This is a genomic window from Parasphaerochaeta coccoides DSM 17374 (genome assembly GCF_000208385.1).
Classification (GTDB): Bacteria; Spirochaetota; Spirochaetia; order Sphaerochaetales; family Sphaerochaetaceae; genus Parasphaerochaeta; species Parasphaerochaeta coccoides.
In genome coordinates this window covers 755,414-777,414 of sequence record NC_015436.1, presented here as the reverse complement: position 1 = coordinate 777,414, position 22,001 = coordinate 755,414, and the positions used below count along the sequence as shown (strand labels likewise).

14 protein-coding genes, 1 tRNA gene and 3 rRNA genes are annotated in these 22,001 nt (G+C 51.2%); 14 read left to right on the top strand and 4 right to left on the bottom strand.

Features of this window, described 5'->3' with window-relative positions; all coding sequences use genetic code 11:
- Positions 1-160: 160 nt before the first annotated feature.
- The 3 genes from SPICO_RS03400 to ahpC form a co-directional block, all read right to left on the bottom strand.
- Positions 161-532, bottom strand: coding sequence for a hypothetical protein (locus SPICO_RS03400; RefSeq protein ID WP_041395027.1), 372 nt, complete (start codon positions 530-532; stop codon positions 161-163).
- A gap of 183 nt (positions 533-715) precedes the next feature.
- Positions 716-2,281, bottom strand: a complete 1,566-nt coding sequence (locus SPICO_RS03395; RefSeq protein ID WP_013739288.1) for an ATP-binding protein — start codon at positions 2,279-2,281, stop codon at positions 716-718.
- A 186-nt stretch (positions 2,282-2,467) separates the two neighbouring features.
- Complete coding sequence (ahpC, locus tag SPICO_RS03390; RefSeq protein WP_013739287.1) at positions 2,468-3,034, bottom strand: alkyl hydroperoxide reductase subunit C; 567 nt, start codon at positions 3,032-3,034, stop codon at positions 2,468-2,470.
- A 535-nt stretch (positions 3,035-3,569) separates the two neighbouring features.
- On the opposite strand from ahpC, the gene SPICO_RS03385 reads away from it, so the two are divergent.
- From SPICO_RS03385 to recN, 7 genes are all read left to right on the top strand, one after another.
- Positions 3,570-5,104 (top strand): 16S ribosomal RNA (locus tag SPICO_RS03385).
- A 139-nt stretch (positions 5,105-5,243) separates the two neighbouring features.
- A tRNA-Ala gene (locus SPICO_RS03380) sits at positions 5,244-5,317 on the top strand.
- A 44-nt stretch (positions 5,318-5,361) separates the two neighbouring features.
- Positions 5,362-8,327 (top strand): 23S ribosomal RNA (locus SPICO_RS03375).
- A 76-nt stretch (positions 8,328-8,403) separates the two neighbouring features.
- Positions 8,404-8,515 (top strand): 5S ribosomal RNA (rrf, locus tag SPICO_RS03370).
- The 16S, 23S and 5S rRNA genes sit together here with 1 tRNA gene alongside, the layout of an rRNA operon.
- Positions 8,516-8,865: 350 nt before the next feature.
- Positions 8,866-9,906, top strand: a complete 1,041-nt coding sequence (locus SPICO_RS03365; protein WP_013739286.1) for a DegT/DnrJ/EryC1/StrS family aminotransferase — start codon at positions 8,866-8,868, stop codon at positions 9,904-9,906.
- Positions 9,907-9,920: 14 nt separating this feature from the next.
- The gene (locus SPICO_RS03360; protein WP_013739285.1) at positions 9,921-10,790 is read left to right on the top strand and encodes an NAD(+)/NADH kinase; all 870 of its coding nucleotides are present in this window, start codon (positions 9,921-9,923) and stop codon (positions 10,788-10,790) included.
- Positions 10,783-12,477: a DNA repair protein RecN gene (gene recN, locus SPICO_RS03355; protein WP_013739284.1), complete on the top strand. Its 1,695-nt coding sequence runs from the start codon at positions 10,783-10,785 to the stop codon at positions 12,475-12,477. Before SPICO_RS03360 ends, recN begins: the two co-directional genes overlap by 8 nt.
- Here recN and SPICO_RS09710 read toward each other — a convergent pair.
- Complete coding sequence (locus SPICO_RS09710) at positions 12,452-14,809, bottom strand: DUF3536 domain-containing protein (RefSeq protein WP_013739283.1); 2,358 nt, start codon at positions 14,807-14,809, stop codon at positions 12,452-12,454. The two genes, recN and SPICO_RS09710, sit on opposite strands and share 26 nt — an antisense overlap.
- 200 nt (positions 14,810-15,009) lie before the next feature.
- Between SPICO_RS09710 and SPICO_RS03345 the strand changes: the two genes are divergently transcribed.
- The 7 genes from SPICO_RS03345 (at position 15,010) to mraY (ending at position 21,990) form a co-directional block, all read left to right on the top strand.
- A complete protein-coding gene (locus SPICO_RS03345) occupies positions 15,010-15,753 on the top strand; it encodes a DUF4912 domain-containing protein (RefSeq protein ID WP_013739282.1) in 744 nt (247 codons plus the stop codon).
- Positions 15,750-17,348, top strand: coding sequence for a glycoside hydrolase family 57 protein (locus SPICO_RS03340; protein ID WP_013739281.1), 1,599 nt, complete (start codon positions 15,750-15,752; stop codon positions 17,346-17,348). Before SPICO_RS03345 ends, SPICO_RS03340 begins: the two co-directional genes overlap by 4 nt.
- Before the next feature lie 327 nt (positions 17,349-17,675).
- On the top strand, positions 17,676-18,146 hold the full coding sequence (gene mraZ / locus SPICO_RS03335) for a division/cell wall cluster transcriptional repressor MraZ (RefSeq protein WP_013739280.1): 471 nt from the start codon (positions 17,676-17,678) through the stop codon (positions 18,144-18,146).
- A complete protein-coding gene (rsmH, locus tag SPICO_RS03330; RefSeq protein ID WP_013739279.1) occupies positions 18,143-19,087 on the top strand; it encodes a 16S rRNA (cytosine(1402)-N(4))-methyltransferase RsmH in 945 nt (314 codons plus the stop codon). The genes mraZ and rsmH overlap by 4 nt, the downstream gene beginning before the upstream one ends.
- Entirely contained in the window at positions 19,080-19,496 is a 417-nt protein-coding gene (locus SPICO_RS03325; RefSeq protein ID WP_013739278.1) for an FtsB/FtsL family cell division protein, read from the top strand. Before rsmH ends, SPICO_RS03325 begins: the two co-directional genes overlap by 8 nt.
- Before the next feature lie 8 nt (positions 19,497-19,504).
- Positions 19,505-20,938, top strand: coding sequence for a UDP-N-acetylmuramoyl-tripeptide--D-alanyl-D-alanine ligase (locus SPICO_RS03320; protein WP_013739277.1), 1,434 nt, complete (start codon positions 19,505-19,507; stop codon positions 20,936-20,938).
- Entirely contained in the window at positions 20,926-21,990 is a 1,065-nt protein-coding gene (gene mraY, locus SPICO_RS03315; protein ID WP_013739276.1) for a phospho-N-acetylmuramoyl-pentapeptide-transferase, read from the top strand. Before SPICO_RS03320 ends, mraY begins: the two co-directional genes overlap by 13 nt.
- Positions 21,991-22,001: the final 11 nt, after the last annotated feature.

The window sequence follows — 22,001 nt, the reverse complement described above, 5'->3', positions numbered from 1 at the left end:
ATGATTTCATTCAATGATACTTTCGGGTTTATCCACCGTTTGTTGCTTCTCTCATTTTTCAGATGCATCGCCTTGGGTGGACAAAGGTGGACACACGTCAAACATCCTTCACAATGGTCAGTGAAAGATACTTTTTCTGTTATAGAAATACGTTATCATTTCACTCCTGGATGTGGTCTTCAAGCAATGTGCCGATAGCTTGAAGTTTCCGACTGGTAAGCTGAGGAAGTTTTTTGACGATATTGTAAAGTTCATCTTTCTCTACGACAGCCGAAAACGCATTCCAAAGAGATTTTTGTGAGTTCGAAAGGCCGACATTCCCAAACAGCAGCCACTCGACCGAAGTATCAAACTGCCTGGCAAGGAGAACTCCTGAAACAAGATTTGGCAAAGTAGCATTGCTTTTCTGATTGATAGCGGTTCCATAGTTCAGACCGGCTTTCTCACAAGCCTCTCGCAAAGTAATACCTTTCCTTTTCTGGAGTTCTTCGACGCGTCCCCAAAAATCCATTGCGAGGTTCTCTTTGTTCATAGTTAGAAACTATAACAAATTGTCCTCACATATACATGTTTTCTTGTTGACATGCAATGATATCGTTGTTTATTATCAAGGATAACGATATCCAACTAACGGTTTCGTTGGTTTGTTTTTTAAAATGTGTAATGTTTACATGTGGATTAATCCCCGTCCCTGACATGGCGGGGATTTTTTGAATTACAAGTTCCTCCAGAAAATGTCTGTTCCTGCGAACTTGCGCATTCCGATTGCTTCCTCCATGTGGCAAGCACGGATTGAATCACTATCATCCAAATCAGCAATGGTCCGTGCGACAGCCGCAGTACATAATAAGCCGCGTACCGAGAAGCTCGCCGTTGCGGGAAAAGAACGCAGAAGTTTCAGGATTTCTGGTAACTTAGGAAAAAAATCCAGTGCTGGCCCGCGTACAATATCGCCATTCCTATGATAATGTTGAGGACTCTCTGCAAAACGCTCGTCTTGACGGCATACCGCATTGGTAATCCGTGCCGGGAGTTCATCATCCTGTGATGTTTCCAAAGGGACGGAGAAATCTTCCGGTATGATGGGAAGCCTGATATCAAACCGATCAAGGATTGGAGCGGGTACTTTTTTCCAGAAATGGCGGATTTCCTTATCTGAGCACAGGCAACTATTTTTTTCCATGCCCAGACGACCGCAGGGACATGCATTCATGGTCGCAATGACTTGAAAGACCGAAGGATAGACAATATGCCTGCCGTCATTCATTTGCAGGATAGTTTTTCCTTCATCATGTATTTCTTTGATTGTCTCCAGTACTTTCGGCGCATAAGCAGTTATTTCATCGAGAAACAGAACTGAACCATGATGCAGCGCTCCTTGCCCAGGGGAGGCGGTACGGATGGATCCTAACACCTGGCGCGAAGTACAGTCGTGGGGAAGGATTGTACCAATTCCTTCCTGCGCTTCTTGTCTGTTTCTGCATGACTCCCACACAAGAAGTCTTTCCTTGGCTTCCATGGAGCCGAGAGGTGGTATGAGCTGGATAAAACGGGAGGCTATCATAGTCTTTCCAGAGCCGGAAGGACCGAACAACAATACATCATGTCGTCCGGCTGCCGCTATTTCCAATGCTCTCCTTGCTTCTTTCATTCCCGTGATTCCTTGGAAAGGTGACAACGGGGGCAATGGGTAGGATTCATTGTCTTTCTTTACCGAAGTGATTATTGACTTGTGGTTTTTTATATGTTCTTGTGCCGCCTGGAATGCTTCCTTCAAGGTTCGCACAGGGTGCACGACTATAGTATCCTGATGGTTTTCTGGACTGTGATGCTCATTTTGTTCATTGTAACTAAGGCTGGCGAGATGTGATTCAGGCGAAAGAATTGTCCGACATCCGACAAGTCGTGCGCTCTCCACCGCTGAAAGAGACATGTTGCCCCTGATGTGCCCGTCAAGGGCAAGTTCCCCGGTGATCATGAGGGGCGCGGCGGGAAGTGAAAGGACATGAATGCCGGCAAGCAAGATGGCAACTGCGATAGCTGCATCGAGTTCCGTACCGGTCTTGGGAATATGGGCAGGTGCCAGGTTGACCAGTATTCTCTGGGCAGGGAATTTGAAACCACTGTTCCTTATGGCAGAACGAATCCGTTCACGTGCCTCCCTGATTGTGCTGTCCGGTAGTCCCACAATATCGAATCCTGGAAAACCATTGCGTACATCCGCTTCTATCTGGATGCATATGCCCCGATAACCCTGGGCAAGGTGACTGAATATCAACATCTTTCATCTCCATACACATGGAAAAGAAGAAGGTGTGGTTGGTGTTTCAGGATATAATCAGGATATAAGTGGAGCGATGTTGTTTGCAATTCCCTGGATTACTGGCAAAAATTAATCAGGCAGACATCACGTATCATGATCATCTGCCCGATTTTGAGTCTATTTTTTACGATGTTTTTTGCGATGTCAGATTTTTCCGACGAGATCCTTTCCTGGTGTCAAGGTCTTGGAACCTGGCTTCCACTTTGCCGGGCATACCTGGTCACCATGTTTCCGAACGAACTGTGCCGCCGAAATTTTCCTGACCAGCTCCTCAGCATCACGACCTATGCCCATGTCATGGACTTCATAGGCACGTATGATTCCCTCGGGATCAACGATGAAGGTTCCTCTCAGCGCTTGCCAGTCATCTTCCACCAGGATTCCAAAGAATGATGCAAGCTTGCCTGCGGGATCTCCCAGCATGGGAAAGTTTATTTTCTTGATGGTTTCTGAAGTATCCGCCCAAGCCATATGAGCAAAATGGCTGTCAGTTGAAACAGAGTAAACCTCGGTGTCCAGCTTCTTTATTTCTTCATAATGAGCTTGGACATCTGCAAGTTCAGTAGGACAGACAAAAGTAAAATCCGCCGGATAGAAAAAGAAAACACTCCATTTTCCCAAGACATCCTTGCGTGAGATTTGGCGGAAATCATTCTTGTGATATGCCTGGAGCGCGAACTCAGGAAGTTCCTGACCAATAAGGTTATTCATGACATTCTCCTATAATATAGTTTTTGCAAAGCCGAATATGCTCTGCCTTTATCAATATTAATTATCATTAATCATTCATTATTTGTCTACTGCTGATAAAGGAAAATAAGCCTAAAAAGATTAAAAAGACAAAAAAAGCATTGGGAGGGAGGCGGGAGAGGGAAAGCGGAAAAAAGGGGGGAAGAGAGAAAAGAAAGAGGAAAGTAGTTGACTGAGGATGAGGAACCTGCTACAGTAGCCGAGCCCTTGAGAAGGGGCGGGAGGCCGGGACGCCGCGAGGCGTCCGGGGAAACCCTCTGGTTTATGAAAGGTAGAGCGTAGGGAAGAAGAAGGAGCCGCGCAGATGCGCGGCGAGACGAAAGTCTGTGTAAGGGAAGCAAAGGGCTTTCCAGTCAATTCTTTGAAATAATAAGAGGACAGAGCGACAGCTTTGTTCAGCCCCTGGAAGCCAGAGCCCGCGAGGGCGAAGGGGGACGGGGGGGGACTGGGATTGAACAGTTATAGAAGAGGCGGGTTCTTCGGAACCCGTACTACCATGACGGAGAGTTTGATCCTGGCTCAGAACGAACGCTGGCGGCGCGTTTTAAGCATGCAAGTCGAGCGGGAAGGGGCTTCGGCCCTGGAGAGCGGCGGACGGGTGAGTAACACGTGGATGATCTGCCTCCCAGTTGGGGACAGCACCTGGAAACAGGTGATAATACCGGATACGACCGCAGGGGTAGAGCCCTGCGGGGAAAGGGGCCACGGCCCCGCTGGGAGATGAGTCCGCGGCCCATTAGCTGGATGGGGGGGTAACGGCCCACCATGGCGACGATGGGTAGCCGGCCTGAGAGGGTGGACGGCCACATTGGAACTGAGACACGGTCCAGACTCCTACGGGAGGCAGCAGCTAAGAATCTTCCGCAATGGGGGGAACCCTGACGGAGCGACGCCGCGTGAACGAAGAAGGCCGTGAGGTTGTAAAGTTCTTTTCGGGAGGGGGAATAAGCCTGCCAGGGAATGGGCGGGTGATGACGTGAATCCCGGAATAAGCCCCGGCTAACTACGTGCCAGCAGCCGCGGTAACACGTAGGGGGCGAGCGTTGTTCGGAATTATTGGGCGTAAAGGGCGCGCAGGCGGTCATGCAAGTCCGATGTGAAAGACCCCGGCTCAACCGGGGGTATGCGTGGGAAACTGCATGGCTTGAGTACAGCAGGGGGCAGTGGAATTCCAGGTGTAGGGGTGAAATCTGTAGATATCTGGAAGAACACCGGAGGCGAAGGCGACTGCCTGGGCATGTACTGACGCTGAGGCGCGAAGGTGCGGGGAGCGAACAGGTTTAGATACCCTGGTAGTCCGCACAGTAAACGATGCACACCAGGTGTCGGGGGGTAGCCCCCGGTACCGGAGCTAACGCACTGAGTGTGCCGCCTGGGGAGTATGCCCGCAAGGGTGAAACTCAAAGGAATTGACGGGGGCCCGCACAAGCGGTGGAGCATGTGGTTTAATTCGATGATACGCGAGGAACCTTACCAGGGCTTGACATCCGGGGGAACCATGGGGAGACCCATGGGCCGCTTGCGGCCGCCGGACAGGTGCTGCATGGCTGTCGTCAGCTCGTGCTGTGAAGTGTTGGGTTAAGTCCCGCAACGAGCGCAACCCCTGCCGTCTGTTACCAGCATGTGAAGATGGGGACTCGGACGGAACTGCCGGTGACAAACCGGAGGAAGGTGGGGACGACGTCAAGTCATCATGGCCCTTATGCCCTGGGCCACACACGTGCTACAATGGCCGGTACAGAGCGAAGCGGACCCGCGAGGGAGAGCGAACCGCGAAAGCCGGTCTCAGTACGGATTGGACTCTGCAACCCGAGTCCATGAAGTTGGAATCGCTAGTAATCGCGCATCAGCATGGCGCGGTGAATACGTTCCCGGGCCTTGTACACACCGCCCGTCACACCATCCGAGTCGGGGGTACCCGAAGTCGCTGTCCCAACCGCGAGGGGGGAGGTGCCGAAGGTATGCCTGGTGAGGAGGGTGAAGTCGTAACAAGGTAGCCGTACCGGAAGGTGCGGCTGGATCACCTCCTTTCTGAGAAGAAAGGGAGCCTGTGGGACGGAAGTCCTGGAGGCAGACAAACGGACGTTGTCCAGCAGGAGGAAGGACCTGCACGGGCCCTTGCCCCCTTACATCACCTTCTTCTTCCCAAGTTCGCCGATGACCGGAGACCGGGGGCATAGCTCAGCTGGTCGGAGCATCGGCTTTGCAAGCCGAGGGTCAGGGGTTCGAATCCCCTTGCCTCCAGGAGATTTTTGACATCAACGAGAGACGGGCTGGAAGAAAAATATGGTCAAGCGAAGAAGGGTCTACGGAGGATGCCTGGGAGCCGCCAGGCGAGGAAGGACGCGGTCAGCTGCGAAAAGCCATGGGGAGGAGCCAACATCCGGTGATCCATGGGTGTCCGAATGGGGTAACCCGCGCGGGGAAGACCCGCGCATCCGCGCTGTGAATACATAGCAGGCGGAAGGAGACGCAGGGAAGTGAACCATCTGAGTACCTGCAGGAAAAGACATCAAACGAGATTCCCCCAGTAGCGGCGAGCGAACGGGGAGGAGCCCAAACCTTTGGCGCGCATAGCCTCGGGGCGTTGTGTCAGGGGGGTTGTAAGGGCATGCCGGGGGACCGCCGAGGGTCCCCGCACAGAGAGAAAGGCACAGGTGAGCGGAAGGGTCTGGGAAGGCCCGCCAAAGACGGTGAAAGCCCGGTACGCGAAGCCTGGTGCGCTGTGTGGGCGTGCGCCTTGAGTACGGCGGGACACGAGGAATCCAGCCGGAAGCAGGGGGGACCACCCTCCAAGGCTAAACACTGGCGGCTACCGATAGCGCATAGTACCGTGAGGGAAAGGTGAAAAGGACCCCGGGAGGGGAGTGAAAGAGAACCTGAAACCGTAGACTTGCAAGCGGTCACAGCGGGAGCGATCCTGTGGTGGCGTGCCTTTTGTAGAATGAGCCTGCGAGTTGCCGTACGTAGCGAGGTTAAGGGATAGGAGTCCCGGAGCCGTAGGGAAACCGAGTCCGAAGAGGGCGAGAGTTGCGTGGGGCAGACCCGAAGCCAAGTGATCTATCCATGGCCAGGCTGAAGCCGCAGTGAGATGCGGTGGAGGGCCGAACCTAAATCCGCTGAAAAGGGTTGGGATGAGCTGTGGATCGGAGTGAAAGGCTAAACAAACTTGGAGATAGCTGGTACTCCCCGAAATAGCTTTAGGGCTAGCCTCGCATGGACGCTCACGGAGGTAAAGCACTGGATGGATGCGGGCCCTTCACCGGGTACCAAGTCCAACCAAACTCAGAATGCCGAGAGCCAATATGCGGGAGTCAGACGGCGACTGATAAGGGCCGTCGTCAAGAGGGAAACAGCCCAGACCATCGGCTAAGGTCCCCAAGACATGCCAAGTGGGAAAGGAAGTGCGGTTGCGCAGACAGCCAGGAGGTTGGCTTAGAAGCAGCCATTCCTCGAAGGAGTGCGTAACAGCTCACTGGTCGAGTAGCCGCGCGCCGACAATGTAACGGGGCTAAGCATGTCACCGAAGCCATGGCGCAGCGCGAGACGCTGCGGGTAGGGGAGCATTCCATGTACGGAGGAAGGGAGCCCGGGAGGGCTGCTGGACGGGATGGAAGAGAGGATGCAGGCATGAGTAACGAAAAGACGGGTGAGATCCCCGTCCGCCGGAAGCCTAAGGTTTCCAGGGTAAAGGTAATCTGCCCAAGGGTCAGTCGGCCCCTAAGGCGAGGGCGAAGGCCGTAGCCGATGGGAAACGGGTGAACATTCCCGTACCTTCCCATGCACCGACGGGATGACGCATAGAGCGAAGCGCGGCCGGAGAACGGTAGTTCCGGTCCAAGCACGGGTCTGTTGAGGACGCCAGGCAAATCCGGCGTCTGAGGGGAAGTGCGAATGCGAGCCGACCTACGGGGAGGCGAAGCGCGTGGAGCTGTCGTGCCGGGAAACAATCCCTAAGGATATGCATGGGGGGACCGTACCAGAGACCGACACAGGTGGGCGAGCTGAGAATGCGAAGGCGCACGGAAGAACTCACGTCAAGGAACTCGGCAAAATGCATGCGTAACTTCGGGAGAAGCATGGCCCGCGAAGGCGGGTTGCAGAGAAATGGCCCAAGCGACTGTTTACCAAAAACACAGGTCCATGCGAACCGGCGACGGGAAGTATATGGACTGACACCTGCCCGGTGCCGGAAGGTCAAGAGGAGCCGTGAGCCGCAAGGCGAGGCGGCGAATTCAAGCCCCGGTAAACGGCGGCCGTAACTATAACGGTCCTAAGGTAGCGAAATTCCTTGTCGGGTAAGTTCCGACCCGCACGAATGGTGTAACGATTTGGGCGCTGTCTCGACGTGAGATCCGGTGAAATTGAAGTCCAGGTGAAGATGCCTGGTACTTGTGGTCAGACGGAAAGACCCCGTGAACCTTTACTTCAACTTGGTACGGAGAGTTGGACGCGCATGTGTAGGATAGGTGGGAGGCGAGGAGGCGTGGCCGTCAGGCTGCGCGGAGCCAGTGGTGAAATACCACCCTTGCGCGTGCAATTCCCTAACGCGGCCCCTGAAGCGGGGCGGCGGACAGTGCCAGGCGGGAAGTTTGACTGGGGCGGTCGCCTCCCAAAGGGTAACGGAGGCGCGCGAAGGTCACCTTAGGATGGTTGGGAATCATCCGGCAAGCGTAAAGGCACAAGGTGGCTTGACTGCGAGGCCGACAAGCCGAGCAGGTACGAAAGTAGGTCTTAGTGATCTGGCGGTAGCGCGTGGAAGCGCCGTCACGTAACGGATAAAAGGTACTCCGGGGATAACAGGCTGATCTTGCCCAAGAGTTCATATCGACGGCAAGGTTTGGCACCTCGATGTCGGCTCATCGCATCCTGGGGCTGGAGCAGGTCCCAAGGGTTTGGCTGTTCGCCAATCAAAGCGGTACGTGAGCTGGGTTCAGAACGTCGTGAGACAGTTCGGTCCCTATCTGCCACAAGCGTTGGATGTTTGAGAGGGCCTGCCTTCAGTACGAGAGGACCGAGGTGGACGGACCTCTGGTGTACCGGTTGTCGCGCCAGCGGCATGCGCCGGGTAGCCACGTCCGGCAGGGATAACCGCTGAAAGCATCTAAGCGGGAAGCCTGCCTCAAGATGAGACATCCCGTCCCCCACGAGGGGACTGAAGGAACCAGGGAGACTACCTGGTCGATAGGCCGGAGGTGTACGCATGGCAACATGTTCAGCCGACCGGTACTAATCAGCCGTGAGGCTTGACCATATTCTTGTTCCGGCCCGCACACAGCGGGCTGCGCCCGCGCCTCTTCCGGATCGGAGGGAGCGCAGGGGGCAGCCGGCCCGGTGGTCATAGCAGAGTGGTCATACCCGTTCCCATCCCGAACACGGCAGTCAAGCACTCTCGCGCCGATGGTACTGCGTTTTTCGCGGGAGAGTAGGTCGCCGCCGGGCCTTTTTTTATGCCCTCATCCCCGGAGTACCGCGGCGGGGGACGTGGGCAGGCCGGGATGGGGGATGATCACGCCCGCATCGCAATCTCCCCAGCAACATCCCTTTTTTCCTACTCAGGACAGAGATATATTTTCTATGACATGACGAGTATCTCTTGTCTTTCCTGATTGGGCGTGTAAAGAATAACATTCAGACATTGTTAATTCAGAAGTAACGGACATAAAGGCTGAGACGTAATGAGCGGTAATTAAGCATAGATTTCGGTATGCGGACAACCATTTGCGCCTTGCCAATGCCGATGTTCTTGCGTATCCTTGTCCATAGGATTCATGCGCGGGAGGAAGTGATCCATGGCACTCATCAGATTCAGCAAACCTACTTTACGACGAAGTGATATGACTGCCGTCCTGCAAACGATGGTGGATGAGAAAATCGGTCCCGGCGAACGAAAAAAAGAATTTGTCCGGCTTTTTAGCACATTAATCGACCAGTCTGAAAGCCGCGGCATGGCTTTGCGTTCCTATCCGGATGCGTTATCCGTGGCACTGCAAACTCTCGGAGCAGGAGAGGGAAGCATCATTGCAACATCTGTCCTGTCGCCTGGAGTCTATGCACGTGTCGCTTCCATGCTGGGTGCCACGCTTGTTCTTGGTGACATCGATCCAACGACAGGGTGTATTTCCCTTGCTGAAGCAACTCGCTTGGCAGGAGAAGGAGCGCAGATACTCTTGCTCCATGAACCATCAGGTACGCTTCCCTTTGAAGCGGACTATACGACATGCGGCATGAAAATTGTCGAGGATATCACTGAGAGTTTGGGAAGCAAGTTCGAGGAACTTATTCCCGGTGCGCAGGGTGATGTCATTGTCTGTGCCTGTGAGGAATGCAACATAGTTTCGACGGGCGGAGGCGCGGTGTGTATTTTGGCGAAAAAATCAAAAATGACATCTTTTCCGGACGATATCCTGGGTTCTGACCTCGCATTCATTGAAATGCCAGATATGAATGCGGCTCTGGGAATTGTGCAGATTGAAACTTTTGATCTTCAGGTGAAGCGGCGGATGGAGCTGTACAGACAGTTCAAGAAATCATTGATGAAGACTCCTCACAAGGTTTTTGGCATCAAGGACATTGCTTTTGACGCAAATGGACATGATTTCACCGTTCTTCTTGATTCAAAGCCAGAGGATGTCGCGAAATTTGCGGCCAAATACGGTATATCGACACTTAATCCATTTGACGGGTGCGTCGGAAGTGCCTTCACTGACCGGTTCGATATATTTCCCCATGGGATTCCCATGATTCTGCGTGGCATGTCATTTCCCATTTATCCTTTTTTGAAAAGTGATGACATAGAAACCTTGAATCGTGTGATTTCCCATTTACCCTGAAGAAGGAGATACTTATGTCCAGCACGAATATTGCGGTACGTAGGATTGCTTTGGTCGCCAATACGTCAAAACCTGCGGCAGAAGCTATCGCGCGACACATGACATCCTATTTCCTTGAAAGAGGGATTCTCATTGATATTTTCACCAGCGGTCCCGGTGTTTCCACTGATATCGTCGTGCGTCCGGATACCGACCTTGCCATCAGCTTGGGAGGCGACGGTACTGTCTTGTACTGTGCGCGTTCCCTCCTGGTGCATCAAATTCCCATCCTTGCCGTCAACTTGGGTACATTCGGCTATATCACTGAGGTTGCTGCCAATGAATGGCAAGAGGCATATGAACAATACATCTCACGGCAAAGTCATATCTCACAACGCCTGATGATCCAAGTGTCGGTGCTACGCAAAGGAGAGCTGATCTGGCAACGCTATGGTCTTAACGAAGCAGCGATAAATGCTTCCGGAATTTCCAAGATTGTTCACCTGGAACTGTTGGTGAACGGTACAAAAGCAGGACTCTTTCGTTCCGATGGTATGCTGATTTGCACGCCTACTGGTTCCACAGGATATAATCTTGCCTCAGGAGGACCGATTCTCGATGTGGACCTGTCTGCGCTGATAATCACACCAATCTGTCCTTTTACATTGTCCAACCGCCCTCTGGTCATAGGAGAACAGGCAAAAGTGGAAGTCATTGTTCCCCATGGACAGCGGACTGAAGTCATGCTTACGGTCGATGGTCAACAGAATTGCAAGATAGTCGAGAACGATGTGATTGTTGTCCAGAAGGCGGAGAAAAAAGCCTTGCTTGTCACCAGTGAACGCAGAAACTTCATCGAAGTCATCCGAGATAAACTTTCCTGGTCCGGAGGCATGCATGCTTGAACATCTGCAAATAAGCAATTATGCGCTCATCGAGGATGTGCATATAGATTTCACCAGTGGTTTTACGGTGCTCTCCGGCGAAACTGGAGCAGGAAAATCCATCATTCTCGGCGCAATCGGACTACTGACTGGTGAAAAATGCGATGCCACGGTAGTCAGAACCGGCGAAAAAGAAGCTGTCATCAGCGCTGAGCTATATATCAGTGATAACGACCCTGTGAACGAATGGCTCAAGGAAAGAGAACTAGAGACCGATGACGGAATCCTCACTCTCCGGCGTGTTGTCAAAGACAATGGCCGGAACCATATCTACATACAAGGGCAGACAGTCACCCGGCAGGAACTGGAATCCCTTGGCAGTTTCCTTTTTGATATCAGCGGACAGCATGAGCACCAGTCACTGGTTTCACCGGATAAACAACGACGCGTATTGGATGACTTCGGACATTTGGACGATGTACGTGAAAGGTATGGGATGGCATACAAGGAACATGAGCGACTCACCAAGGAACTGCAACAGCTTGAAGCCATGATAGCGGCGGGAGCCCGTGAAACTGATTATCTGAGCTATGCATGCAATGAGATTGAAAAAGCGAAACTTCAGGAAGGAGAGGATGACAACCTTGCCGCCGAGCTGGCACGGGCTTCTCACGCGGAAATCCTTCATGAGAACATGGAACTTGCCGCTGGATTATTGAAAGGAGACGCAGGAGGACAAGGGGTTCTGCCTGCCTTGCATGATGTGGTGGCTGCTCTGGCACGGTCATCACATGTCGATTCCTCCTTGCAAGAACTTGCCCAGCGGCTGGAAAGTCTGAGACTGGAAGCCGAAGATATACGTGAAACGCTAAAAGAGAGGATGGCGACACTATTCTTTTCTCCTGAAGAACTGGACAGTCTTCAAGCACGGCAGGCTGAAATCCAGAGACTCAAGAAAAAATACGGGCCATCCCTCAGTGAAGTCCTGATATTTGCACGGAACGCCCGTGAAAAATTAGAACTGGCTGTAAGCGGGGAGGATAAGCGTGAAGAACTGCGTGCCCGTATGCAAGAACAGGATGAACTCGTACAGAAACGTGCCGACGAACTTTCAGCCGCTCGCGGAGCCTCTGCCTTGGAGCTGGGCAGGGAGATTGAATTTCTGCTCCATCTCTTGGGAATGAAAGATGCTATTTTCCCGATTGAGGTTCACAAAGGGAATCGCCGTCTTTCCGGACAAGATGATGTTGAATTTCTATTTTCTGCCAACAAGGGAGAGATCCCCCGTCCCCTCAAGTCAATTGCCAGCGGAGGAGAACTGTCCCGTGTCATGCTTGCGCTGAAGACGGTACTGGCTCAGGCGGACAGTGTTGACACTCTCGTTTTTGATGAAATTGACGCAGGCATCGGGGGAGCTGTCGCTCATGCTGTCGGGGAGCAGCTCCAACGTCTTGCGGAGCATCGGCAGGTACTGGTCATCACGCATCTGGCGACAATCGCTGCGCGTGCCCATATACAGTTTGTCGTGGCCAAGAAGACCGTCGGAGAACGTACCAGGACAGAAATTTTTCCCTGTACCGGAGAGCCAAGGATACAAGAAATCGCCCGCATGTTGAGCGGCGAGGACACTCCCATCTCACGGGAACATGCCCGGCTGCTTCTTGAGGAATCCGGTGTCAATCCTATGCAAAGTTCAACTCATTCCTGAGTTTTTCCATCATCGGCTGACCGACGGAACTTATCTTTTCATCCGACGCGTATGGATAGAAAGCATTCTGCATGGATGTCATGTCAGGCACCAGATTATGCGTCTTGCTGATTCTCATGAGATCCAGTACATATTCTGTGATTTGATCATCCAGCGTTCCGGCCATGATGGTTTGGGCAACTTTGCGGATTTCGGTTGAAAAGATGGAGGAAACCGTGGAAATCTCTGCCTGCCGACCTCGAATCACGATGAAACCCAGAAGTTGTTCAATGCTTTCCTTGCGTTCTGGCCAAGATTTTTCAGCGGACAGAGCGAATAAACTCCTGATGGTCAGGATGGCAGTGCCGATGTTCTCTACCCATAAGGTTTCGAAAGGTTGGAATTTGGTGTTCTTTACTACAAGGGAGTAATTCGCGATATCATTGGCTATGGAAGGAATATCATTGTTAGTGACCGTAGCCAGTGAATGAGAGATCCATGAATATACGGATTTCAGCAACCGTGCAGGTATATCGTACAAGGTCAATGAGAGGCGGCCACAATCAGTTTCCCACGCATCGGTGACTGCGATGACAAGGTTCAGGGATGCCTCATCAGTCTGTTCTACGTCTGCGGAAAAAACGATCTGCCGGCAGGTATCTACAAAACGTATGGTAGCATTCCTGTCTCCATTCCACGTGCAGTCAAGGAGTCTGAAGTAGCCATACTGCTCCTGTCGGTCGAAAGGTTTTGCCATTTTCGTGTTCAGAAAGAAGAAAAGCGCGGCTTCATGCGAACCGGAGATGCCTCCGTTTTCCTGAATGGCGATTTCAACACCATTGAGACATGGTTTTTCATTGCTACGCGCTGGTTTCAAATCAGCAAGGAAAGGCGCAAGCAAGTCTTCTCCTGATGAGAACCGTGAGAACGTGGAAATGGCGGAGAGAGCATAGGATATGCATTGGCGTGGTTCAATGCCCGCGATGTCATTGAAGAACCAGCCGCAACTTGTGTAGGAATAGAGAAGGTTCTTCATGCCGTCAAGAAGAATGGCAAGGGATGAACGCCGGGAATCGTCAAGGAGTCTTGTGGCATCAAGGTTGTCCAGGAAGGTTTTTCCATCCATTTCTTCTCCTGCCACCGGACCGTAACGGAGCAGTGTATCATCCGCGGCACGAGGATCCTCAATACCGGCAATCTTCATGAAACTTTCCTTGAAGATAGTATCCAGTCGTTTCTCGTTGTTTTCAAATGCTGTTCTCAGAGGAGTGCGCCATTTCTGGTTCCAGGAATCATCGCCACCGGTATGACAGCCACAGTCCTTGTACCAGCGTGAAACTCCATGGAAACACGACCATGATGTCCCTTTGCGACCTTCACCCGGTTTCAGTCGGGCATGAAGTTCCGCAGGATGGGAATCGAGATACGTGGCGTAATTTGTCAGGAAAAACTCCCCACGGTCGTTGATTTTACGGATAAGCGCGGCAAGGGCCATGTCCCCGTATGGTTCGTGGTGGCCGTAGATTTCTCCATCGGTCGCGGTATGTATCAACGACTGACCATCGTCCAGGCGGATTTTTCGTATGCGTTCATAGAGATTGTCCGCATCGTGGAGCAAATGACCGAAGCTGATTCCTTCCGCCAGTCCGGGATGGTAGAAAAACGCCGTAAGCGTGCGTCCTGTGGAACCAGTGATGATATAGGGTCTGCCATATGGAGCCGGAGCTCCGTCAAGGTCGTCCCACGTTCCTTTGCTTGTCTCGACCGCAGACGCCTGCCACGGAGAAAGAATGACAAAACGCACGCCTTCAGCCACCAGAGTATCGATGACATCTCCGTTGATTGCCGTCTCCGGAAGCCAAAGTCCTTCCGCCGCCCGTTTGAAGCGTGAGGAAAAATCATCCAACCCCCAGCGAATCTGCGTCAGTCTGTTGCGGGCATTGTCGAGGGGAAGGATGCTGTGTCCGAATGCTTGTGCCATTGCGTTGCCATGTCCGAGCCTGACTGTACTTTCGGCATCGGCGGCGAGTATGCGCTCATATACCACAGGAGCTTGTTTCTTAATCCACGACAGCAGGGTAGGGCCGAAGTTGAAGGAAATCCAACTGTAATTGTTCGTAATGCTTTCGATTCGTCCTGTGTTGGTCAGATAACGGGAAAAGGCGTTGGCTGAATAACAGTCTGCCAATATACGTTCATTCCAATCAGAATAATGCCGGGCAGAAGGTTGTACGGGAATGATACCTGTGCGAGGGTTTTCACGTGGCGGCTGATAAAAATGACCATGGAGAATCACCGGGACTCCGGCTTTGTTTCCAACCAGAGTGTTCTTCTGTGTCTGTACATCGTCCATGAAACAGATGATACCAGAAAAATCTGTAAGGTGAAAGCCTGGTTAAGGGGAATGGTTTTTGCTCCATGCGCGTCATTCATATCATTCAATGTCATTCATGTCCGGCAAGTCCTGTTGACTAACAAAACTGATTCAACTACGATTGACTACCGACACGTGCTGCGCTTCATATACCTTCATTTTCCAGAGGAGGAACCGCGGTGGTTCTCATCAACATAGAAGCCTTGTCTACTACTGAACTGCAATACATTGCTCAACAGGAAGGCATGAACGATTGGGATTCCCTTGAGCGTCAGAACCTCATTGAGGCACTTGAGGAGCTGTATGAGACCGAAAATGGTGAACTATCCACGGACTATAATGCACGGGAGAGGATTACCCGCAGGAGATACATCAATACATTGACCGATTTCAGAGGCAACTCGGAGCATGTTTCCAATCTTCCTGGTGTCGTGGCGTTGCCATCCGCATATGCTGCTACAAGCATCCACGTGATGCTTCGCGAACCCGGATGGGCGCATGCCTACTGGAATATTTCCCCCCTTGTCCTTGAAAAACTGGGAGACCAGTCTTCAACACAACTGGTGTTCCACCTGAATGTCGAGATAGTGGATCCATCTGACAGGCATAAGATTGAGTCGTTCGATATCGAGATAGGTTCTGAAGACAGGGAATGGAACATCAACATTCCCAATCCCAGGAGCTGGTACATGGTACGTCTCATGTGCAGGACAAGTGAAGGCGACAAGGAGTTGTGCCGTTCACAAGTCGTCACCTTGGTTTCTCCATGGTGGTGGGAGCAGGATCGGACGTTTATCGATCCCCGAACCTTTACGTTGAACATCTGCCCTCTCATCACCAAGGGCGGCACATTGATTGATAACCGCACTATTTCAGACTGGGTATCTGCCTTGGTCCATGGCGCAGTGGAGGCAGGCAGATGAAAAAGAACCATGTCCATTTCATCCTACAGGCACATCTTCCGTTTGTCCGGCATCTTGAATACACAAGGTTCCTTGAAGAAGACTGGTTGTTCGAGTCAATCGTGGAATCCTACCTTCCCTTGCTTCGTGCATTCCGGCGTCTTCGCGCGGATGGCGTACCTTTCAAGGTGACGGTCAGTCTTTCTCCGACTTTGTGCGCCATGCTCGACGACGAACCTCTCCGCCAGAGATTTCTTTCGTATGTTGAAATCCACAGAGAATTAGGCCGGAAGGAAATAGAGCGGTGCGAGGCGGAGCAGCCGGAATGTCTGCCTCTTGCCCGCATGTACAGCGATATATATGAGCAGACGTATTCCGATTATACGGCTTTGTATCAATATGATGTTCTTGAAGGTTTCCGCAACCTTGAGGAAAGTGGGCATCTCGATATCATCACGACCGCCGCTACTCATGCATACCTGCCGTTATACGCCGAATTTCCTACTGCAATCTATGCCCAGGTCGAAACCGCAATCCAGTCCTACATCAGGCATTTCAAGAAGTCACCAAAGGGATTCTGGCTTCCTGAATGCGGATACGTGCCGGGATTCGAGGAATATCTCCGTCGACAGGGAATCTCATGGTTTCCCATTGCGGCTTCATCCCTTGCGCTGGCCGATACTCCTGCTTTCCGCGGCATGTTCTCCCCGGTGATGACGCCTGGCAACGTCGCGGCTTTCCCTCTCAACTATCATCTTACCAACCTTGTGTGGTCCAATGAAGAAGGATATCCTGGAGACCCGGACTACAGGGAATTCTACCGTGATATCGGTTATGACCTCCCCCTTGACTATATCCGGCCTTATATCCATGAGCCTGATGTTCGTGTGTTCACCGGGTTCAAGTATTGCGCGGTCACTGGCCATACTGATCAGAAAAAAACGTATGTTCCACAAAAAGCTCATGAGAAAGCCCAGATGCATGCTGATAATTTTCTCTATGAAATCAGGCGGACAGGACAAAATATTGATTCTCTGATAGATGTAGAGCCTTCCCATACCATTGCCTTTGATGCCGAGCTTTTCGGACACTGGTGGTTTGAGGGCGTGGATTGGCTTGAAGCTGTCATCAGAAAATCCGCCTCCTGTCCTGACATTGTGTTTGATTCCCCCATGGATGTGCTTGGTTCTTCCATGGAAGATTCACTACAAACATTGACTCCTGGTTTCTCAAGCTGGGGAACGGGAGGGTATTCTACCGTCTGGCTGAACGGGAAAAATTCATGGATGTACCGACATATCCATATGGCTATCAAGCGGATGGAGGAAATGGCAGTCAGGTTTCCTGACCAGACATCTTTGAGGCAGCGTTGTCTTAACCAGGCGGCACGGGAACTGTTGCTTGCCATGGCAAGCGACTGGCCGTTCATCATCCATAACAAGACTTCCGTCGAATATCCTGAGAAAAGGGTGAGAGAGCATCTTGAGAATTTCACAGCCGTGTATGACAACATGGCTCGCAATGCCGTGAACACGGAATGGTTAATCAAGGCTGAAGAACGCGACAATATTTTCCCGGATATGGATTACAATATATTCATACCATCCCAACAATAAACACTTTTCACCCAAAGGATTCCCGTCAACGACCGCTGCTTTGGAAGGCAGCGGTTTCTTTATACGTCCTTATATGCCCAAGAAGTACTCCGTTAACGTAGACTGATGGTTTTCTCGTTTCCATCCAGTCTTATCTGGCCAAAGCCTGCTTCCTTTTTTTTGAGACTTAACGTCCGTTAAGCACTATTCCCCATTTGTCACATAAAACCCATCCGTTGGGTTATTACGATTGTTGAGTGTTGGTGGGTGAAGGTGTAGCTTTGTGGTAAGAAGTGGAGAAAATATTTAAAGAAGTGGTGCAAAACCACTCAGAACAGGGAGTTTGTAATGTTGCTGACAGGTGAGTACAGGAACACCCTCGATGAAAAGGGCCGGATACTCATTCCTTCCAAGTTGCGTGCCGCTATTGCTGGCGATACGCTCATTGTCACGCGCGGCGTGGAGAACTGTCTGTGGCTTCTTCTTCCTGAACACTTCGAATCATTGAGACGCCGCATCATGGACGGACCGGGAGCCATGTTCGACAACAAGCTACGCCTCTTACAACATTTCATCATTGCGCGAGCTCAGGAATGTGAGATTGACAAGGCAGGAAGGATAAACATTCCAGCCATCCTAAGAGAGAGCGTACAACTGACTGTCAGAGAAGAATCGGTAATCCTGGGTGTCAGCAGTTATCTGGAACTCTGGAATGTAAAGAACTATGAAGCATATTTCAGCATGAGCGAACAGGACTTCGCGGCAGCTTCCCAGGCTTTAAGCGAGGATCTTCGTGAAGACGCAAGGAGGAAGGAATGAGCGAATATGTCCATCAACCCGTCCTTGCGGAAGAAGTCTTGGACGCCCTTGTCATTCCTTTGGATGTTCCTGCCTTGATGATTGACTGCACTACAGGAGAAGGCGGGCATACAGGCATGATGCTTGAGCGGCATCCGAACTTGACTGTCATCGGCCTTGACAGGGATGAAGCAATCCAGAAAAAAGCCCGTACCCGGCTTGAGTCATATGGCGGACGTTTCATTCCGACTCTGACATGGTTCGATGACTTCCTGACGACATATGAAGGCACTGCTCCAGATGCCATTCTGTTTGACCTTGGTATTTCAATGTTTCATTACGTTGAGTCGGGCAGGGGGTTCTCTTTCCAGAAACCGGAGCCGCTGGACATGCGTCTGGATGCGCAGGATGCTATTTCAGTCGCGGATATCGTCAATACATATGAAGAAAGACGGTTGGCGGACATAATTTATGCTTACGGGGAAGAACGTCATTCCCGAAAGATTGCCGCAGCCATCTGCCGTGCCCGCGCTGAAGAACGCCTGACATACAGTGACCGGCTGGCCGAACTGATTAAATCCGCCGTGCCGCCGGCATACAGATTTGGGCGGATACACCCCGCCACAAAAACCTTCCAGGCTTTGCGCATAGAAGTGAACCATGAGCTTGATAGAATCAAGCCAGCGATTGAAGCTGCCTTGAAGATAATACGTCCAGGAGGAAGGATAGCCGTCATCACCTTTCATTCCTTGGAAGACCGCAAAGTGAAATGGATCTTCAAGGAAGCAGCTTGGGATACGGAGGAAACCAGGGAAAAGAAGACGGCAAGCACGTTCCCACCGTTTGCCATCATCACGAAGAAACCCATTGTCCCTTCAGAGGATGAATGCAGGAGAAATCCTGCCGCAAGAAGCGCAAAACTGCGCGTCATTGAGAAAGCAGGAGATTATGAAAATGGATAAACATCATTCTTACACGTCACATGCCCAAAATTTCAACCGTGGAGAGAAAACTTTATTCGTTATGATGCTCTTGGTCGTGTTTGCCTGCGTTTTCATTCCTGTGTGGCAAGCAGGTGAGAACAGGTCGTTGAACATGCAGCTCCAGAAATCCCAGAAAACCATGACAGCGCTTGAAGAACAGCACAGAATGCTTCAGGCGCGGGTGGCAAAAGCCCGTATGCCAGAAACTCTCAGTGGAAATGCCATCCGGCAGGATATGGTCTTTACCCGCATCGCGCCGATGATTGCTTCCATAATCGGGAGTAAAACTGACAACACGAGTATTGTCGGCAGGCATGTAGAAAAAACGATCGGTGAAGCCGATATTCTGGTGATTGCTGCCCCGCACACAACGCTACAAGCGGATTGAGGTGGAAGATGAAAATTGCGCTGGGTAAGCATGATGCCACGGCTGACTATCTTGCAACGCTCGGCGGCTGCATGCTCAGAAGGCCGCGTTCCCGTCGCAAAGCCAGCTTTATCCGCAATCTTACCATAGACTCTCGCTCTTGTGATGCCGGGAGCCTTTTCATAGCCTTGCCTGGATCCCGGAGCGATGGACACCTCTGGATTCCGGATGCAATTTCCCGTGGAGCCACGACTGTCCTGCTTCATGAATCAAGGTGCGGAGAATTTGCTACTTTGCTGGACAGGACGGGTACATGGGCACTCGTAGCCAAGGAACCCTTGCATGCCCTTTACCGGATGGCAACGGAATATGTTTCTTTGCTGAACGGAGTTACAACAATTGGGATAACAGGAAGCTGCGGCAAGACCACTACGAAGGAAATGTTGGCTTCCATTCTTTCCCAAGAGTTTCCTACGGTCAAGACTCCAGGAAATTACAATTCAACACTCGGATTGCCTCTAAGTCTCATGCAGATTGGGGATCATCATAAATATGGCGTCTTTGAAATGGGGATAGACCATATTGGCGAGATGGATACAATGCTTGGAATGCTTGCTCCCAATCATGCTGTCCTGACTAACATTGGCATTTCTCATGCTGAGAAACTAGGTAGTATCTCTGCAATCATGACTGAGAAAGGTAAGTTGTTGAAAAATGCGCGGAACGGTTATTTCATGGGAATGGATGAGCCGAGCCGCAAGGCAATGGAACACATTGCCGGACACCCTCAGGGTTTCTGGGGAATCCATGCCACCGAAGGAGTAACAGGCATCAGGGATGAGGGGCTTCTTGGCTGGACGATTATATACCAAGGTACTGAGATTCATGTGCCCGCCATAGGAAAACACTCCTTGAAGGATGCTCTTGCGGCAATTTCTGTTGCCCGGCATCTTGGAGTCGGTGAGGAGTTTATCAAGCATGGTCTTGAGAAAGTGGAAAACCTTGAAGGCCGGAGCAGGGTAGTTTCGGGAGATGTCACTGTCATAGAGGACTACTATAACGCAGCCGCGTCATCGACCACTTCAATTCTGGATTTCATGGCGGCTACATCATGGAAGGGTGACAAGAAAGTCGTACTGGGAGACATGAAGGAGCTTGGCCGCTATTCTGACCGTGCGCACGAGATGATTGGCAGACGTTTGCTTTTAGCATCGCCTTCCAGTGTGTTCCTGTATGGAACTGACACAAAGAAAACATGGAATATCTTACGTTCCGGCGGATATGCGGGACAGCTTGTCTACTCAGACGATGAACATGAAGTGAATCGAGCGTTGGAGCGGAACATCCATCGGGGTGACCTGGTGTTGGTGAAGGGTTCTCGCGGCATGGCAATGGAAAAGTTCCTTCCTGTAATCACAGCAAAGAATGCCATCCTTGGAGGTGACAGACAATGTTACGCATGATGCTACAGTATGAATTGAGTTCCATGTGGAAGACAGTGCTGATTTTTTCAGCACTTTTATTATCTTATGTGCTGACATCTTTGGTGTGCCGGAAGATAATCAGCAGGGGAAAAATATCCGCAATCTCTATTCCTATTAAACTTGAATTGGCCGTCTCTCAGATGAAGAAAGCCGGGACGCCTTCCTTTGGAGGAATCGCTTTCATCTTAGGAACGACATTATCAGTTTTTCTCCTTGGAGATTTGCGGGAAAGTTATACGTGGATTCCTTTGGTTGCCATCTGGATTTTTGGATGCATCGGATTCATCGATGATTATGCCAAGCTCACGAAAAACTCAAGCGATGGAATCACATCTCGACAGAAGATGGCCATGCAAATCATTGCGGCAGGCATCGTAATGTTTCTGGTCAATTCATATTCCGGGATGCGTTCTACACACATAAGTCTGCCTTGGAATCCTGCAAAAACAATTGATATCGGCGCATGGTATCAGATTGCCGCCTTGTTTTATATCCTGTATTTCGTGAATGCCGTGAATATCACCGACGGACTTGATGGGCTGGCGGCAGGAACCGGGTTTTCAATCCTTGTGTTGTTTTTTCTTATCGCGATTATTTTTGGACTTGGCTTCGGAAGCAGCGTCATACAATCCGTCATCTCCGGTTCTTCCTTGCATCTTGCCTTGGTTATCTGTGCCTTCCTCGGCGGACTACTGGCTTTTCTTTGGTATAACAGCAATCCCGCGCAGGTATTCATGGGAGATTGTGGAAGCCATGCCTTGGGAACTTTAATTGCTGTGACGGCTTTGTTGCTCAAGATAGAATTGATTGCACTTCTTGCTTCGGGAGTATTCCTTGTTGAGTTCATGACATCCCTTCTCCAGATTGTAACCATACGGGCGTGGGGTCGGAAGTTTTTCAGCATTGCTCCTATCCATCATATGTACGAACAAAAAGGAATGTCGGAAAACAAGATTGTATCCCGGTTCAGGATTCTTGGAATCCTCTGTGTGATTGTCGCATTTATTTTCTTTACATATAAATATTTGTAATATGTGTATAG

What these genes read in the sequence shown, in the direction of transcription:
- SPICO_RS03400 (WP_041395027.1), bottom strand. Translation starts at nt 532, where the DNA reads ATGAACAAAGAGAACCTCGCAATGGATTTTTGGGGACGCGTCGAAGAA.
- SPICO_RS03395 (WP_013739288.1), bottom strand. Translation starts at nt 2,281, where the DNA reads ATGTTGATATTCAGTCACCTTGCCCAGGGTTATCGGGGCATATGCATC.
- ahpC (WP_013739287.1), bottom strand. Translation starts at nt 3,034, where the DNA reads ATGAATAACCTTATTGGTCAGGAACTTCCTGAGTTCGCGCTCCAGGCA.
- SPICO_RS03365 (WP_013739286.1), top strand. Translation starts at nt 8,866, where the DNA reads ATGGCACTCATCAGATTCAGCAAACCTACTTTACGACGAAGTGATATG.
- SPICO_RS03360 (WP_013739285.1), top strand. Translation starts at nt 9,921, where the DNA reads ATGTCCAGCACGAATATTGCGGTACGTAGGATTGCTTTGGTCGCCAAT.
- recN (WP_013739284.1), top strand. Translation starts at nt 10,783, where the DNA reads ATGCTTGAACATCTGCAAATAAGCAATTATGCGCTCATCGAGGATGTG.
- SPICO_RS09710 (WP_013739283.1), bottom strand. Translation starts at nt 14,809, where the DNA reads ATGGACGATGTACAGACACAGAAGAACACTCTGGTTGGAAACAAAGCC.
- SPICO_RS03340 (WP_013739281.1), top strand. Translation starts at nt 15,750, where the DNA reads ATGAAAAAGAACCATGTCCATTTCATCCTACAGGCACATCTTCCGTTT.
- mraZ (WP_013739280.1), top strand. Translation starts at nt 17,676, where the DNA reads ATGTTGCTGACAGGTGAGTACAGGAACACCCTCGATGAAAAGGGCCGG.
- rsmH (WP_013739279.1), top strand. Translation starts at nt 18,143, where the DNA reads ATGAGCGAATATGTCCATCAACCCGTCCTTGCGGAAGAAGTCTTGGAC.
- SPICO_RS03325 (WP_013739278.1), top strand. Translation starts at nt 19,080, where the DNA reads ATGGATAAACATCATTCTTACACGTCACATGCCCAAAATTTCAACCGT.
- SPICO_RS03320 (WP_013739277.1), top strand. Translation starts at nt 19,505, where the DNA reads ATGAAAATTGCGCTGGGTAAGCATGATGCCACGGCTGACTATCTTGCA.
- mraY (WP_013739276.1), top strand. Translation starts at nt 20,926, where the DNA reads ATGTTACGCATGATGCTACAGTATGAATTGAGTTCCATGTGGAAGACA.